General features: G+C 65.0%; 17 protein-coding genes. 8 read left to right on the plus strand and 9 right to left on the minus strand.

Annotated features, from left to right (window positions below; translation table 11 throughout):
• Positions 1 to 161: 161 nt before the first annotated feature.
• From B1756_RS02850 to B1756_RS02870, 5 genes are all read right to left on the minus strand, one after another.
• Complete coding sequence (locus tag B1756_RS02850; protein ID WP_086887186.1) at positions 162 to 509, minus strand: hypothetical protein; 348 nt, start codon at positions 507 to 509, stop codon at positions 162 to 164.
• Entirely contained in the window at positions 506 to 3,058 is a 2,553-nt protein-coding gene (locus B1756_RS02855; RefSeq protein ID WP_086887187.1) for a penicillin acylase family protein, read from the minus strand. Before B1756_RS02855 ends, B1756_RS02850 begins: the two co-directional genes overlap by 4 nt.
• A gap of 99 nt (positions 3,059 to 3,157) precedes the next feature.
• A complete protein-coding gene (locus B1756_RS02860) occupies positions 3,158 to 4,306 on the minus strand; it encodes an ABC transporter permease (protein ID WP_086887188.1) in 1,149 nt (382 codons plus the stop codon).
• On the minus strand, positions 4,296 to 6,209 hold the full coding sequence (locus B1756_RS02865; protein ID WP_086887189.1) for a PrsW family intramembrane metalloprotease: 1,914 nt from the start codon (positions 6,207 to 6,209) through the stop codon (positions 4,296 to 4,298). The genes B1756_RS02860 and B1756_RS02865 overlap by 11 nt, the downstream gene beginning before the upstream one ends.
• A complete protein-coding gene (locus B1756_RS02870; RefSeq protein ID WP_086887190.1) occupies positions 6,206 to 7,222 on the minus strand; it encodes an ABC transporter ATP-binding protein in 1,017 nt (338 codons plus the stop codon). The genes B1756_RS02865 and B1756_RS02870 overlap by 4 nt, the downstream gene beginning before the upstream one ends.
• Before the next feature lie 174 nt (positions 7,223 to 7,396).
• Here B1756_RS02870 and B1756_RS02875 point away from each other — a divergent pair, with 174 nt between their 5' ends.
• Both B1756_RS02875 and B1756_RS02880 read left to right on the plus strand, forming a co-directional pair.
• Positions 7,397 to 8,014, plus strand: coding sequence for a GNAT family N-acetyltransferase (locus B1756_RS02875; RefSeq protein WP_086887191.1), 618 nt, complete (start codon positions 7,397 to 7,399; stop codon positions 8,012 to 8,014).
• An 84-nt stretch (positions 8,015 to 8,098) separates the two neighbouring features.
• Positions 8,099 to 8,443, plus strand: a complete 345-nt coding sequence (locus tag B1756_RS02880; protein ID WP_086887192.1) for a winged helix-turn-helix transcriptional regulator — start codon at positions 8,099 to 8,101, stop codon at positions 8,441 to 8,443.
• 98 nt (positions 8,444 to 8,541) lie between these two features.
• Here B1756_RS02880 and B1756_RS02885 read toward each other — a convergent pair whose 3' ends face one another.
• Positions 8,542 to 8,793: a DUF8119 family protein gene (locus tag B1756_RS02885; protein ID WP_086887193.1), complete on the minus strand. Its 252-nt coding sequence runs from the start codon at positions 8,791 to 8,793 to the stop codon at positions 8,542 to 8,544.
• A 137-nt stretch (positions 8,794 to 8,930) separates the two neighbouring features.
• Between B1756_RS02885 and B1756_RS02890 the strand changes: the two genes are divergently transcribed.
• The 3 genes from B1756_RS02890 to B1756_RS02900 all read left to right on the plus strand — a co-directional run bounded on the left by B1756_RS02890 (position 8,931) and on the right by B1756_RS02900 (position 10,146).
• Positions 8,931 to 9,476 carry a tRNA (cytidine(56)-2'-O)-methyltransferase gene (locus tag B1756_RS02890; protein ID WP_086887194.1) on the plus strand — a complete coding sequence of 182 codons (546 nt, stop codon included), beginning with the start codon at positions 8,931 to 8,933 and terminating at the stop codon, positions 9,474 to 9,476.
• A 140-nt stretch (positions 9,477 to 9,616) separates the two neighbouring features.
• Positions 9,617 to 9,838, plus strand: coding sequence for a hypothetical protein (locus tag B1756_RS02895; protein WP_086887195.1), 222 nt, complete (start codon positions 9,617 to 9,619; stop codon positions 9,836 to 9,838).
• 56 nt (positions 9,839 to 9,894) lie between these two features.
• The gene (locus B1756_RS02900; RefSeq protein ID WP_086887196.1) at positions 9,895 to 10,146 is read left to right on the plus strand and encodes an amphi-Trp domain-containing protein; all 252 of its coding nucleotides are present in this window, start codon (positions 9,895 to 9,897) and stop codon (positions 10,144 to 10,146) included.
• A 103-nt stretch (positions 10,147 to 10,249) separates the two neighbouring features.
• Here B1756_RS02900 and B1756_RS02905 read toward each other — a convergent pair whose 3' ends face one another.
• Positions 10,250 to 11,656, minus strand: coding sequence for an RNA-guided endonuclease InsQ/TnpB family protein (locus B1756_RS02905; RefSeq protein WP_086890010.1), 1,407 nt, complete (start codon positions 11,654 to 11,656; stop codon positions 10,250 to 10,252).
• A 148-nt stretch (positions 11,657 to 11,804) separates the two neighbouring features.
• On the minus strand, positions 11,805 to 12,863 hold the full coding sequence (locus B1756_RS02910; protein ID WP_086887197.1) for an MBL fold metallo-hydrolase: 1,059 nt from the start codon (positions 12,861 to 12,863) through the stop codon (positions 11,805 to 11,807).
• Positions 12,864 to 13,004: 141 nt separating this feature from the next.
• On the opposite strand from B1756_RS02910, the gene B1756_RS02915 reads away from it, so the two are divergent.
• The 3 genes from B1756_RS02915 to B1756_RS02925 all read left to right on the plus strand — a co-directional run bounded on the left by B1756_RS02915 (position 13,005) and on the right by B1756_RS02925 (position 15,089).
• Complete coding sequence (locus tag B1756_RS02915; protein ID WP_086887198.1) at positions 13,005 to 13,529, plus strand: transcription factor; 525 nt, start codon at positions 13,005 to 13,007, stop codon at positions 13,527 to 13,529.
• Positions 13,529 to 14,254 (plus strand): DUF2110 family protein, encoded by a 726-nt coding sequence (locus B1756_RS02920; RefSeq protein WP_086887199.1) that lies wholly within the window; start codon positions 13,529 to 13,531, stop codon positions 14,252 to 14,254. The genes B1756_RS02915 and B1756_RS02920 overlap by 1 nt, the downstream gene beginning before the upstream one ends.
• A 61-nt stretch (positions 14,255 to 14,315) precedes the next feature.
• Entirely contained in the window at positions 14,316 to 15,089 is a 774-nt protein-coding gene (locus B1756_RS02925) for a DUF5803 family protein (protein ID WP_086887200.1), read from the plus strand.
• A gap of 16 nt (positions 15,090 to 15,105) precedes the next feature.
• Here the strand turns inward: B1756_RS02925 and B1756_RS02930 are convergent, their stop codons facing one another.
• Entirely contained in the window at positions 15,106 to 15,639 is a 534-nt protein-coding gene (locus B1756_RS02930) for a chemotaxis protein CheW (RefSeq protein WP_086887201.1), read from the minus strand.
• Positions 15,640 to 15,747 lie beyond the last annotated feature (108 nt).

A 15,747-nucleotide genomic window follows, 5' to 3' on the forward strand; every position in this document is an offset into this window, starting at 1 on the left:
AACTCGCGACGGTAACGACGACGATGGTATCGTCTCGCGAATCAAGAGCGTAATCAGTCGCGACTGAGCCGTTCGATCGGCCGTTCTCGAGCCGTTACCGCGATTTTTCTCGCGCTGTGTACCGCCGGGCCCTCGAGCGGACGGTCCCGCCTCCACGTCAGTCATTCGATCCCCCGAATCAACGATCCCAGGACAGGGAGTCCAAGCGCGCTCGCGACTGCGAGCCAGACGATCGGCGTCATCTCGAGCGTCGGCCCCAGCGCACCTCCCAGCGTCAGCGCGAAGGCGATCAGGACGACCAGCCCCACGACGAACCCGCCAGCGATCGCCCGCCACAGCGAGGGGGAGACGAGCCCCACGAGCGCGCCGGCGAGGACGAGTCCAAGCCAGTGAATCCAGGCGAGTGCGACCCCCACCAGAACGACGACGGCGAACGCGGCCGCATGGCTCGTCCGGTCAGTTCGAACGCGCTCGAGGGCCCCGCGCAGGCCACGTGCCTCGTCGGTCATCCGTCTTCCTCCTCGAGGAAGGTGACGTCGGGGTCGTCCCCGCTTGCGTCTCCGTCGTCGACCGTTCGATTCATCGGCTTCAACTCGCCGTCGAGCCACGGCTGGAACTGGTCGGCGTAGTGGTCGCTGAAGTAGTTGCCCGAGTTTCCGCCGGGGAGGATCGCTCGAGCGCGCCCGCCCGGTTCGGCGACCATCCGCCAGCTCGCTCCGACCGCCGAGTCGACCCGGTAGTTCTTGACCGTCGCCAGCGACCCGTCGGCGGGTCGCTCCTCGTAATTCAGGAACGGAGCTTCGACTCCGAAGGGGTGTTCGATCACCCGCGTCGAATTCCAGTCGCCGTAGGTCGCCCACCCCTCCCTCTCGATCTCCTCGAGTGCCCCGGCGAGCGCCTCCACCATCGCGTCGGCTCGCGATCGGTCCTCGAAGAGTTCGTGATCGGCCTCGAGTCTGGCGAGAACCCAGTCGTTCGGGTAGTAGGAGTCGTCGAGGCCGGTGTCCTCGAACGTGGGCTCGAAGACGGCCCGTCGGTAGTGTTCGAGCCAGCGGGCGAATACCAGTGCGCCGCGGGAGTCGCGGTCCATGCGATGATCCCAGTCCTCGAGGGTCACTGCGGCGCGCTCGAGGTCTGCGGTAGCGACGTCGATTGCGTCGTCGAGACGATCTCCGTCGGCACGGTCTGCGATGGCCTCGAGCAGGTCAGGGAGCAACTCCGGGGCGCGGCCGTCAAACACGTCGTTCTGGAGGTCCCGATGGAACTCGAGGTCGGTCGGGTCGCCGGAATCGACGCGTTCTTCGAGTCGGTCGTAGATCCGCGCGCCGCGGTAGGGAGTCGCGTAAGCGACGCCGACGTAGTGGTCGGGGTCGTCGACGACCCGCTGATTGGCAGTCGCCAGCACGTCGGCGTCGATCGCGTGGGGTTTCTCCTCGAAGGGGACGAAGCCGCCCTCCTCCCACGAGGATTCGCCGAAGGGGGTGAAACCCTCCCACTCGCCGTCGCCCGCTGAGCCGTCGAAGAGTCGATTTCCGGAGACGACCTCGCCGTCGACCTCTCGGATCGGAAGCTTCCCAGTGGCGTAGTAGAGGGTCCGACCGTCGGCGTCGGCGTAGACGAGGTTCTGGGTCGGCAGATCGAACATCCGGGTCGCCTCGAGGACGTCTTCGATCCCCTCGCTGCGCTCGTACTCGAAGATCGCCTCGGTCGTTCGCGTCGCGCTGTGACCCGTCCACGCGACCCCGACCGTCTGGCCCTCTCGCTCGAGTAGGGGTCCGTGGACGGTCTTGCGAACCGTGACGCCCCGGTTCTCGCCACCGGAGACGGCGATTTCACGCTCCTCACGGTCGAACTCGCGCCACTCGCCGTCGTAGCGGTAGCGCTCGTTTTCCTCGTCGATCTCGTAGGTGTAGCAGTCGAGGACGTCCGCGCCAACGTTGGTGAACGACCAGACGCCGGCGTCGTTCGCCCCCGTGATGACGAACGGGACGCCGGGGAAGGTTGCACCGCGGACCGAGGTTTCTGGAGTCTCGACGTGCTGTTCGTACCAGAGCGCCGGCGTCATCAGCGCCAGGTGAGGGTCGTAGGCCACGATCGGCGCGCCGCTGTCGGTGTACTCGCCAGAGACCACCCAGCTGTTCGAGCCGACGCCCGTCGGCGATTCGAACCGGGAGAGCCACGCGGTCAGTGCCGGCCCGACTCGAGGTGTCTCCGGATCGTCGCCTTCGTCACCATCGGTGCCGGACTCCTCCGTGGACGCGTCGTCGGCCGTTACATTGTCACGCCCCTCGGCAGTCTCGTCTTCCTCGAGCCCGTTCGACAGGTCGATCCCGTCGGCCGACTCGAGCGTGTCGTACGCGAGGTCCTCGAACAGGATCGGCACGTCGTGGTCCATCCGCTCGGGAAACAGCGCCTCGAGGAGCTCCTCGCCCAGTCGGTCCCGGATGACCGCCCGGCGCAGTTCCCCGAAATTCCCCGTCAGGTCCCACGAGATCTGTTTTTCCATCAGCATCGAGTCGACGGGCGTCCACGGGTCGGGCTCGTAGCCCAGCAACTGGAACTCGAGCGGGAGCGGTTGCTCGTCGATCACCGCGTTGACGCCGTCGGCGTAGGCCTCGACCAGCGGGCCGGCCGGCGTGTCGACGATCAGGTCCCACGTCGCCTCGGCCGCGCCCGCGAAGTCCATCTGGACGTGGAACTCGTCGTCCTCAAGAGTCGCCTCACCGGCCAGTTCAGAAACCTCCCCGCGCATAACCCGGCGCTGGAGGTCGAGCTGGAACAGCCGGTCGTAGCCCTGCACCCAGCCGACTGCGTAGTAGGCTGGGGCCTCCCCGTCGGCTTCGATGGTGGGGACGCCGTACTCGTCGTACCGAACGGTCGCCTCACCGTATTGGCTCTCGACCCGGTCGGGACGTGGTCGGTCGGCCGCCCGCCAGGCGTCCCCCGACAGCGGGGCGAACGACTCGAGGAGGCCTCGAGCGTCGGTCAGTGTCAGGCCGCCGACGCCCGCGGCAAGGACGGCGGCCAGCACACCACGCCTCGTGGTATCTCTTCGCACAGCCAGTCCTTTCGCTGCACTGGACTTAACCGCCGCGAAGTAAACGATTCGCCACGGCAACCGAGTTTGGACCCCGGTTGCCAGTGCTCCCGTTGAAGGCTAGAGCGTTTCACCGTCGAGTCGACCGACGTGCCAGCGGAGGCAGGCGACGGCGACGACCGCGAGCAGACAGGAGGTCGCGAGCAACAGCCACGTCGTCGCCGTCGCGTTCCCGATCGCGAATTTGGCGACGCTGTTTGCGGGATGTTCCGGCAACAGCGTCGAGACGACGAGCGCACCAACGATCACCACGGAGTACAGCAACTGGGCCTGCCGCCGATCGGGGGCAGCGAGCGCCAGTGCGGCTCCGACGGCCACGACCAGCACCGCGAGGGCGGTCACGAGAACGATCAGCGCGACGGGACTGGCGATGGCGGTCCCGTTGACCGCCAGCAGCGCCAGCCACGCGATCGCCTGAATCGGTGCCAGTGCCGCCGTCGCGAGGACCTTCGCGTCGACCACGTCGACGAGCGAGGGGGGTGCCACCCGGAGCAACTCGAGGGTCCCGCGCTCGCGTTCTTCGACCAGCGAGTCGACGACGATCGAGCCGCTGATGAACGCCGGCAGGAACAGCAGCAGCGGCAGCAAGATGGTGTAGGTGAATCCGACATACGGACTCGCGTCGATGGCGTCGGGGATCGACAGCGGTTCGCTCTCGAGCCGGTCGACGTTCTCGAGGCGCTCGGCGTGTTCGACGGCCTCGAGCGTCTCCCGGAGCTGGACGACGAGTAGCGTCGAGACCAGTCCCTCGTCGGGGACCGTCGCCCTGACGACGAGCCGGTCGTCGTCGGTTCGCGTGGCGTCGACGATGGCGGCGACCCGGCCCTCGTCGAAGGCATCGTACGCGGTTCCGGGATCGTCGTACTCCGTGGCCGAGAGGCCGTCCTGCTGGCTCGCCGCGGCGAGCAGTTCGTCGACGTCCGTACCAGTGACGGCGATCTCCGTCTCGGGCCCGTCGACGGCGTTCGGATCGTACATCGAGACGAGACCGACGACGAGGAACGACGAGAACGCCGCGATGAACAGCTGGATGGCGATCGCGAGCAGGATCGTCTTCTCGGATCGGAGCGAGCGGAGCTCCCGACGGGTGATGGCCCAGCGGGCGTTCCATCCCGACCTCGAGTCGTCGCTGCCCGACGCAGGTGGGTTCGGCCCGCGTGGCCCGCGCTCGTCGTCCCGGTCACGCCAGTCGTGGCGATCAGGCGACAAGGCCGATCACCCCCACGTTGTAGCCAGCGTGAACGAGGGTTGCGAGGCCCACCGCGGCCACGTAGGTGGATCGTCCTCGCGTCGCGCCGACGGCAGCGATAGCGGCCGTCACGACGTGGAGGACCAGCGGCGCGAGCAATATCGCCACGAGGACCAGTGGATCACTCGAGAGGGCCGGCCCGAAGGCGGCCACGCCGACCGACAGGTCGGGCAATCCGACGAGCTGGACGGCGTGGGTGACCTTCTCGGCGACGAAGAACCCGATTCCCGAGACGACGCCGAGGACGATTCCCGTTCCGATGGTGGCCTCGAAGCGCGAGCGGGCGTACCCGGCGTAGATGTGGACGCTCTTTGCGACCTCTTCGACGGCCGCGGCAAGCAGGAACGTGATCGGGACTGCGATCGACGCCGGGACGGCGAACAGCAAGGCGACGACGAGCAACTGGGCACCGAAGACGAACGGGACGAACAGGGCCGAGAGGACGGCCGGAGTCGCGTACGGGTGGCTTCGACTCGAGATGGCGTCGATCTGGCTGACGATGGCGTCGAGGGCCTTCCCGGGGACCGGCTTCTGGTCGAACATGTCCTCCTCGCGGTAGATGCCGAGTCCCAGCAGGGCACAGACCAGCGAACCGAGGTAGAACGGTCCGGTCGAAAAGAGGTACTCGGCGAGTGCGACGCTCTCGCCCTGGAGATCGAGGACGACGAGCGTGAGCGGCGAGATCAGGGCGATCGGCGTCACGTCGCTGAAGATCGCCGGCACGAACACGTAGGTAGTGAGCACGACGCTGATCGTGACGGTGACGAAGGTGAGTTCCTTGAACGACCGTGCGAACATCGCGCCCGTGAACGTCGCCGCCAGAAACGCCAGCCCGATGGGGAGGGCACCGGCGACTGCGAGGATGCCACCGCCGATGGCGTAGACGATCCCGACGACGATCGCGAGGAGTCCGAGGAGATAGGGAAGCGTCTTCCCGGCGACGATCTCGAGCGGCGACGCCGGCGAGACGAGCAGGAGTTCGCCCCGGCGTCCGATGCGCTCGTCCATGATCGTACTCCCGTAGGCCTGAATCACGAGGTTCATCGGCACGATGAGCAAGAACGCGAGTACGAGCGACTGGAACGGGAACGGCGGCGCGAGACTCCCCGGGGTCCCCGGTGCGGTCTGGGCCTCCCCTGCCGATCCGACGTCGGGGACGGCCAGTCGGCCGTCGTCTGCCTCGAGTGACGGCTCGAGATCACCTGCAGCCAGATCGTCTTCACCGGTGTCGTTCTCGGCACCTGCGTCGGCCCCGTCGTCCCGAACTGTCTCGTCGGCTGTCAGGTCGTCGTCGGCCACGTCTGCAGTTCCGTCGACTTCCTGACCGGTCACCCCACCGAACGATCGGTCCTCGTAATCGAGCGTGACCAGCACCGGAAAGGCCGCGCCCTCGTCCGGTTCCGCGGCCATCTGACGTTCGGTATAGGCAGCGACGGCGTCCCGGAACGCGTCGTAGGCGGCCCCACCGTGGTCGCCGACGGTCTCGATCTGCCCGCCGGGGAGTATCACGAGGTCGACGTTCCCATCACCGTCCTCGACGTGGACCTCCTCGAGTGGGATCGACCGGAACTGGTTGCTCTCGAGGGCCACGTCGTGGTATGGGTCGTCGCTGTCGACCCCGACGACGTAGATTTCGTCGTCGAGTCCGAGCCCGTCTTCGGCGGTCGAGAGGCCGACGACGCCGACGACGGCGAGCACCGCGAGGACGACCAGAACGGTCTCGCGGTCGACGGTTCCGGTACTGCGGCTGAGTTCCCAGCGGGCGATCCGGACCGTCCGTCCGAGCCGTTCGGAGAGACCGTCTGCAGCGTCGTCGGGAGCCCCTCGAGCGCCGTCCGGTCGAGGCTGGTCGCCCTCGGTCACACCTCACCCTCCAGTCGGTCCTCACGAACCCGTCGATCCCGGTCGTCACGATCAGCCGGTACGTCTTCTGCAGGCTGCGGACTACCGTTCGCTCCAGCATCAGCAGCGTCACCGGCGGCGATCTCGAGGAAGATGTCCTCGAGACTCGGCGTTTCCGTCTGGATGTCGATGACCTGCCCACCATGGGCGTCGACGACCTCCCGGATCGCCTCGACGTGAGCCATCGACTCGACGACGTGTTCGACGTAGTCGTCGTAGCTGGTCGTCTCGAGGCGTGGGTCGGGCTCGAGGGCCGCGAGCGCGTCGCTGCAGTCGACGGTCGTGGTGACGTGGTACTCGGTGGTGCCGTGGGCCTCGCGAATCTCTTCGACGGTGCCACGAGCGACGATTCGACCGTCGTTCATCACGGCGACTCGGTCACAGATGCGCTCGACGTGATAGAGGTTGTGCGCGCTGAAGACGATCGTCTTGCCCGTCTCGCGCAACTCCTCGACGAACTCGATGATGTAGTTGGTCGTCAGCGGATCGAGTCCGGACGCGGGTTCGTCGAAGATCAGGACGTCCGGATCGTTCACCAGTGCGCGGGTGATCGCCACCTTGCGTTTCATCCCCTTCGAGACGTTCCCGAGGGGTCGATCCCGGTGGGTCAACTCGAGGCGGTCGAGCGTGCGTTCGATCCGCCCGTCGGCGACGTCCCCCGGAACGCCGTAGAGGTCGGCGAAAAACGAGAGGTACTCGCGGGCAGTCATGTCCTCGTACAGCGGCGACTCTTCGGGGAGGAAGCCGAGCCGACGCTGCATCGCTGGCTCGCCGGGCTCGTGACCGGCGACGACCGCGGTGCCAGCAGTCGGTTCGATCAACCCGGCGAGCATCTTCAGCGTCGTCGTCTTGCCAGCACCGTTGGGCCCGACTACGCCGAAGACCTCTCCCCGGTCGATCGAGAACGTACTTCCCTCGACTGCGGCGAACGCGCCGTACTCCTTGCGAAGCCCATCGACCTCGACGATTGCCATTCGTTCCGGACAGTGTCTCGAGCCGAAGTAAATGTAGCGGGCACGTTCGAACCGACGGAAATGTAGCGGACACGATGGTTCCTGGCTGATCTCCCGGCGACCCTGCCCCGCCCCTCAGAAACCGACCAGCGAACCCCGTGTGAGTTATACTCTCTCACGACAGAGTCGGGGCCGATGACCGATACGTCCGGGATCGCCGTCGAACGCGTCGATCCGACCGACAGGGCCCGCGCGATCGATACGATCGTCCTCGCGTTCGGAGCCGATCCGCTGATCCGGTGGCTCTTCTCGACACCGCAGGAGTACCTCGAGGAGTTTCCGTCGTTCGTGGAGCGATACGCAGGTGCCGCGTTCGACGCCGACGGTGCCTATCACGTTCACGACTTCGCGGGTGTCGCACTCTGGGAACCGCCGGGAACCAGTTCTGCGGAGGGACGAACCGCCGAATTCCTGTCCGAACGACTCGAGGAAACTGCCTTCGTCGATCTCGGGACGGCGTTCGAACAGGTGAACCGATCCTACCCGGACGATCGGCGCTGGCACCTCCCGTTCGTCGGCGTCGATCCGATCCACCAGAGATCGGGATACGGGTCGCGGCTCCTCGAGCACGTCCTGACGAGATGCGATCAGGAGAACGTCGTCGCGACACTCGAGTCGACGAACCCGCGAAACCTGTCGCTGTACGCTCGACACGGGTTCGAGCTCTGTGAGACGATCCAGATAGGAGACGTGCCACCGATCTATCCGATGGTCCGGACGCCGCGGTCCCACGAGGACGCCACCAGTCGGTGATCGTTCCGGACACCGCCAGTGTCGGAAGGATAGCTGGTTCGTATCCGAACCACTATACCTGTGGGGGGCGAACACGACGTATCCATGTCATCGACGCCATCCCAGGCTGCCGAAACCGCCGCCGACGCCTGCCCCGTCATTCAGTCGCTCGAGCAGATCGGCTCCCAGTGGCGACTGGCCGTTCTTCACGAACTCCAGCAGGGCGAACAGCGGTTCAACGAACTCAAGCGGTCGACAGGGGCCAACGCCCGGACGCTCTCGCGCGTCCTCGACGACCTCGGCGAGATGGGGTTCGTCGACCGGCGCATCGAAGAGGACGCGCCGATCGCGACCTACTACAGCCTGACCGAGAAGGGAGAGTCACTCGAACCCGTCTTCGACGAAATCGAGTGCTGGGCCGGCACCTGGCTCGAGGGCGACCTCGAGTAGCCACTGACTGCCAGTGCACACCCGATCGCCCGACAGCTGTGCGATCGGTGTGGAAACCGTTTCAGTTGTAACTACACCACTGCAGTCCCGGTTTTCGATCACTCGGTCTCTGACTTCGCCGCCTCGAGACTCGCGAAAAACCCGAAGTAGGCGACGATCCCGGCCAGCATGAGCATGTAGTAGGCGTAAGTCGGCCCCTCGATGATGCGAAACAGCACGTCGACCATCGTCACCCAGATGATCGCGAACAGGAGGTCGACGAACAGTCCCCACCGTTCGGCGCGGGCGGTTTCGATCCACTCGCGAATTCCACCGCCGTCACGTCCGGCGGTCCCATCCTCGTCGTTCATCGGCCGATCGACCTCCCACACTCGAGCCTGGCCATTGGCTTCACAGAGGGCGAGCGGGTGAAAAAGCCTGTCGGCGGGTCGCACCGGCGAACGGCAAAAGCGAAACCCCCTAACCGCGTCCGCGAGAGTACTCGAGCATGCACGACGAACCCGAAGTCGCCGTCCTCCGGCTCGGCCACCGGCCCGGACGCGACGAGCGGATGACGACCCACGTCGGCCTGACTGCGCGAGCGCTCGGAGCCGACCGGGTCACGTTCCCCGACAACGCCGGCCAGTCCAGGGAGACCGTCGAGGACATCACTGAGCGGTTCGGCGGCCCGTTCGAGGTGTCACTCACCGACTCACCGAAAGCGATCGTCCGAGACTGGGAAGGTCGGGTCGTCCACCTCACGATGTACGGCGAGCGCATTCAGGACGTCGAAGCCGACGTTCGCGAGGCCCACCAGAGCGGAGCCCCACTGTTGCTCGTCGTCGGCTCCGAGAAGGTCACCTTCGACGTCTACGAGGCGGCCGACTGGAACGTCGGCGTCACGAATCAGCCCCACTCCGAAGTCGCCGGCCTCGCCGTCTTCCTCGACCGGCTCTTCGAGGGCCGCGAGCTCGAGCGCGAGTGGGAAGACGCAGACCGGCGGGTCGTTCCGATGGAAACCGGCAAGCGCGTGGTACCGACCGACGACGGCTGAGAGTGGGCGATACTCCTCGTTCTGGCCGTGTTCGCCGGTCGACGGCCCTCGATCCTCGATCGGAGGGTGAATCGACGCCACTGCGAGCCGGATCGAGCGCGAAGGGGCAGTTTTTCGATCCTCGGGGGAGGAGGTCGCGTATGACCGAGGGTCAGGTGCTTCCGGGAACGGCGATCGAGTGGTACGCCTTCGGCGCGTTGCTCGTCGTCGGGAACATCGTGATTCGCGTACTGACCGGACACACGCTCGCGGCATCGTTCGCCATGGGGCTGTTCTACGGGCTCGCGATGGCCATGCTCGCGGTGATACTCGTCGCCGCGTGGGTCACGCTTACCGGCGACGACGACGGGGAGACCGAGTGAGCGACCCCTGACAGTTCGCCGCCAACGTACTTCCGTCAGGTCGTGGGAGTGTGCCCATGGCCGAAACCACGGCTCACGACCAAGACGTCGAACGCGAACACGCTGCCGACCTCTTACAGGAACTGGCGCGCGAACTCCGCGGAGAAGACACCGCAAACGTGCAGGTCGGAAACAAAACGTTGACGCTCACCCCCGCATCGACCGTCGAGTACGGGATCAGCGTCGAGGAACGATCCCCGATGTTCGGCGGCGATCGCGAGGAGATTACGGTCACACTCGAGTGGAAGGTGCCGAAACCGGAGAGCTGAGAACGGAACACCGCTGCCTGTGCGTAGCGCTTACATCGTTCGATGACATCCTCCCCGTGGTGAACGACGGGGTTTCCTCTCCGACGTGGGGGTCTCAGCCGGTCTAGGACTCCCCGGAGGCAACATTCCCATCACGGTGGACGGTACTCGGGTCCGTGCGCTGTTCGTTGGGACTTTCCCTCGCGGGAGAGCGTGGTGACTCCGACCATTCATGATCGTCCCACTTGAACCGCACGGGCCGTGCCATCGGCCTGACTTCTTGCTCTGTGTGCCGTTGACGAGACACGTCGTGTCTCGTTCGCCAATCAGAACTCCCCGAGTTCTGATGACGCTTCAGGAACGTTTTTGACGCCGTGAGGTCGGCGTGTCCTTCAAACCCACACGGACAGGTGAGTGTGTCCTGATCCCGTGTTGTCCGATCTGCTGAACCGCACTGCGGACACTCTTGACTGGTCCACGCTTCCGACCGAACCTCGACCGAGATATCGTATTCCTCGGCCGTGCAGGCCAATCGCTCGGTGAACTGCTTGAACGCCCAGAAGTTGTGCGTCTTCGCATTCGTTTCGACCGACCAGTGTGTTTCCAGCACGTCGGTCAAGCCACCGATATACACGGTATCCACACCTTCGTCGTACAACCGTTCGATTAGGTCACGACACAGGGCTTCTTGTGCGTGATCCCGTCGACGGGTTCGCTTGCGGTACAGTCGCCGGATACGCTTGCTACTGTATCGCCCCTCCTCGAGTTTGGACTGTAGCCGGGCGATCTCTGCGGTCGTTTCACGGAATCGCTGGAACAGCTTGCGACCTTCGTACAGATATTGCTCGCCGGTCGTTGTAGTACAGGCAACGAGATTGTTCGCACCAATGTCCAGAGCGGCCGTCTCGTCGGCCAGTGGAGTTGCCTGATCATCTGGAGAAACCGTCACAGGCTGCGATGCTCTAAACGTGCTATCAATCTCGTCATACCACAATTCTAACCGGCCTTGATCATCGTAGTTAGGCCAGTTCGGGTCGCCAACGATTTCTAGACGGAGACGGCTTTTCGGGCTATTGTGGCTGTCCCGGAGTTGTTCTCCGACGACCATCTCAACTCGAGAGCGGTCACCCCATTCGACGGTGTATGCGTCCTTTCGGACGACGCCTTTGAGCACACGTCCGTCGTCTTCGTTGCCACGGAAGCCTGGGGGTTCTGGGTGTTTCGTAACTGACGTATTCGACTCATCGTAGTACGCTTTCTTGTTCTCGAAGAACCCGCGCCACGCTTCACTGTTAGCCCGGCGGACAGTCTGAGCAGTGGACGCGGCGAGAACGGCTTTGTATTTCCCTTCGAGAGCGCCAGTATTGGCGTCCCACACGCCTCCCTCAAAGCCGTCTTCGTCGTTGTAGCGCATAAGGCGCTGATAATTGATCTCGTTCCAGAGAGCAGCGGAAGCGTCCAACAGATCCCGTAGCACTCGCTCATCGTCGTCGGTGAGCGGTCGCACGGTGAACGTATTGGTACGCTTCATCAGCCACTCCAGTATACATTCGCTTCGGTCTTGAACGTCAGCCATCCACGGTGAAAGTGAAACTCATCGCCTGCCTCGTTGGAGACTCACGACCAGCAGTAACACGAAAGTTTCTCACCAGAGCGTACGCGATTCACTCCCGCCCTGCTCAGTCCTCGGTTCCGACTGAGCGTCGGAACCCTCGTCCTTCGCGGGAAGGGCGGGATTCTCTCGCTGAATCAAGATAGTACCGCACACCGTCGTCGACCTCGTAGGTCACCGCACCGCGTCGCTCGAGCGTGCCGAGTGCTCCCATCGTATCCAGCACCGGGGCGATGTACCTGACGGTGTCGACCCGCTCTGTCGCGATCGACAGCGGTGTCGCGGGTTCGACCGCAGCGACGGCCTCGAGGGTTCCTGCGACCAGTTCGTCGAGCCGATCGCGGGTGAGTTTGACCGTTCCCTGTGGGTCTTCGAAGACCTGACCGTGGCCGGGGTAGGCCCGGACCGCGTCCGTTCCCTCGAGTCGGTCCATCGCCTCGTAGTAGGCGTCGACGGCGTCGTACGCGCCGGGTGCGATCCCGACGTGGAACGCGCCCGCCCGAAAGGACTCGATGAGCGCGTCTCCGGAGAACAGCACTCGCTCGCCGTCGAGGTCGGTCTCGAAACACAGGTGATCGGCCTCGTGGCCCGGCGTCTCGATCGACCGAAACTCCCGGCCGCCGATCTCGAGCGGCTGGCCGGCCTCGAGTTCCTGCGTCTCCTCGTGGGCGACGAGTCGGCGATCTCGCTCGAACGACTCGAGTTCCTCGCTGACGACTTCCTCGAGTTTGTCGCCGTCGTAGCCCGCCGACCGGGCGACGCGCTCGAACCCCTCGCGGAGCACCGAGTCGTCGACCTCGAGGCGCTCGAGGGCCGCCGCCGGGACGTGGATCGTCGCTCCCGCCTCGCGGAGGGCGTCGACCTGACCGATGTGGTCGCTGTGGACGTGCGTTATCAGGACGTGGGCGACGTCCGCGAGTCCGTATCCGACCTGTTCGAGTTCCTCCCTGAGAGTGGTTTCGGCGTCTGAATCGTACCCGCCGGCGTCGACGAGGATCGGTTCTGACCCCTCGATGAGGTACGCCGCGACGTGTTTCGGCGGCCACGGCACGTCGAACTCGAGGCGGTGAACTGCCGATCCGGCCGACTGCTCGCGACCCACCCCACAGGTAGCGTCGATGTCCATCGGCTGCTATACGGCGACCTGCGTACGTGAATGTTACTCTCTGTCTCGCTCCCGGTTTGCTCCAGTCGGAAACGCGACCCCTCTCACGACGCCCGCCGCGGCTCAAAAGACTTAATGGCGACATACCGTTACACGTAGGTAATGGCTTTTGAGGACCTCCTCGAGGACCCGGTTATCCAGAAGTACTTACACGAGCTGGTCGGTCCGAAGGGGATGCCCGTCGCGGCGGCACCCCCGGACGGCGAAGTGACTGACGAGGAACTCGCCGAGGAGCTGGACCTCGAGTTGAACGACGTTCGCCGGGCGCTGTTCATCCTGTACGAGAACGATCTCGCGAGCTACCGACGGCTGCGCGACGAGGATTCGGGCTGGCTGACCTACCTCTGGACGTTCGAATACGAGAACATCCCGGAGAATCTCGAGTCGGAGATGTACCGACTCCACGACGCGCTCGAACAGCGCGAGGAGTACGAGCGCAACCACGAGTTCTACCTCTGTGAGATCTGCTCGATTCGCTTCGAGTTCGGCGAGGCGATGGACTTCGGCTTCGAGTGTCCCGAATGCGGCTCACCGCTCGACTCGATGGACAACCAGCGGCTGGTCAACGCGATGCACGAGCGGATCGACGCGCTCAGAGACGAACTCAACGTCGATGCAGACGCCTGATGGCAGGAACAGAATACGTCACCCTCGCGACCAAACTGTACGTCGACGGCGACGCTCGTCAGCGCGCCACCGACTCTCTGCGATCGCTGATCAACAACGAAATCGGCGACCTCGAGGTCTCGGTCGATCTCTCGATTCGCGACGACGACTTCCCCGACGTCACCCTCGAAGGCGAGGACCGGGTCGTCGCGGCCAACGTCCTCCGCGAGGAGTTCGGCGAGATTCCCGACGATCTCGAGCGCGGCGAGACCTACGTCGGCACGCTCGAATCGTGGGACGAAGACGGCTTCGTCCTCGATGCAGGCCAGCCGGTTCGCATTCCGGCCGATGAACTCGGCCTCGGACCGGGCACGCCGGAGCAGATCCGCGATCGGTTCGGACTGGTCCAGCATATGCCCCTGCGGTTCGTCTACGGCGACGAGGATGTAGCCGGCGACGCCGAGGAAGACGGCGACGCGCCGGCCGTCTCTCGGCTGGCCGACGACGAACGCGATCGGCTTTACGACTGGACCCGCGGTGACGGCCGACTCACCGTCAACAGCGCCACGCGCGCTGAGGTTCGTGCGACGCTGAACCGCGCTGGCCACGCTCAGGACTACGTCACCGTCGAGCGACTCGGCCTCCTGGAACAGAGTGTCGTCTGCACCGAAGACACCGACCCGCCGGGACTGCTCGCGAGCGTCGGACAGTACCTCCCGGCCGAACTGCGCTGTGTCGTCCCCTGACCACAGATCAGTCCGAACCACGAGCTAACCCGACCCTGACCACCGATCAAAACCTGACCACATGAACCGACGGCTCCTCCTCGCAACGATCGCGGTCCTCCTCCTGATCGGCCTCGCAGGCTGTGCGGCGATCTTCGGCGGCATCTCCGACGAGGACCTCGACCGCGACCAGGACTACGAGGACCTCAAAGACCGCGACGCCGACGTCGCCGTCGACATCGGCGAGAGCGGGATCATCACCGACGGCGAGTTCCGCGCCGTCTACGATCTGAACGGCACCGAGGAACTCTCGCTCTATCGATCGACGTTCTACACAGATCACGCCCTCGACATCCACAGCGTCCGCTACTGGTACCCCAACGGCACCGAGGTCACCGGCTCCGATCTGTACGTCGATCAGGGGCGCTCGAGCACCGAGGTCCGGGTCCCCGACGGCAACGGCACGCTCGCGTTCACCGGGAGCGCGGGCAGTCACACCTTCCAGCTCCCGGCCTACACACACGGCTCCTACGAGGTGACCACGCCCGCGGGCTATCGCACCTCGAACTTCCTGTTCGGGAACGTCGCCCCGGGTGGCTACGACCGCGAGGTGGTCGACGACCAGGAACGGCTGACCTGGGACCACGTCGACAGCACGATCTCGTTGCGCTACTACAACGAGCGGAACATCCCACTGTTCCTCGGCCTCGTCGGGGTGGTCATCCTGCTCGGCGGCGCCGGGATCGGCTACTACTACCGGGAAGTCAATCGCCTTCAGGAACAACGTGAGGAGATGGGGCTGGACGTCGACATCGACGACGACGACGATCGCGGTCCCCCGCCCGGCTTCGGCTAGCGAACGCCGCCGGGGCCTACTTTCGAACGTGCATCACTCGCTCGTCGAGTACCATCGCCCGCCCGGACTCGAGTACGACCTGTCCGCGAATCACTCGTGCACTGGTTCGAACGGGCTGGATGGTGGCTGGATCCACCGTCTCGGTGACGCCAACGTCGTCGACCAGCCAGCCGTACCGCTGGCTCGAACTCTCTGCAGCTGTGCCAGTCGCGTCGCTCCCGACGGCGTCGGCCGTCAGCACGACGAGCGCCGGATCGTCGACACGCTCGACTGTGCCGGCAGAGAAAACTCGCGGCAGATCCACGACGCGGACCGGCGTTCCGTCGACGGTGACGGTCCCGGCGTTCCACGGGTCGGGGGCCGACTCGAGCGGGTCGGCCTCGGTGACGCCGACGACGGCATCGACAGCCGAAAGCGAAATACAGTAGCGGTCGGCTCCGACCGTGAACGCGAGAACCGTCCACCGGTCGCCAGTCGGAGAGTTGTCAGATTCGTCCGCAGGACCAGACGTCGGACGGCTCGTCATCTCGTCTGCGACTTCGATTGGCATTCCGTATACGTGTATCGGCTCTCGTAATACCCGATTGACATCTATATCCGGTCGAGCCCGAACTGCGAGGTTCATTCGGTGGCGGACCCCCGATTTCGCTGGTCGGTC

This window comes from Natrarchaeobaculum aegyptiacum (assembly GCF_002156705.1).
GTDB classification, from domain to species: Archaea; Halobacteriota; Halobacteria; order Halobacteriales; family Natrialbaceae; genus Natrarchaeobaculum; species Natrarchaeobaculum aegyptiacum.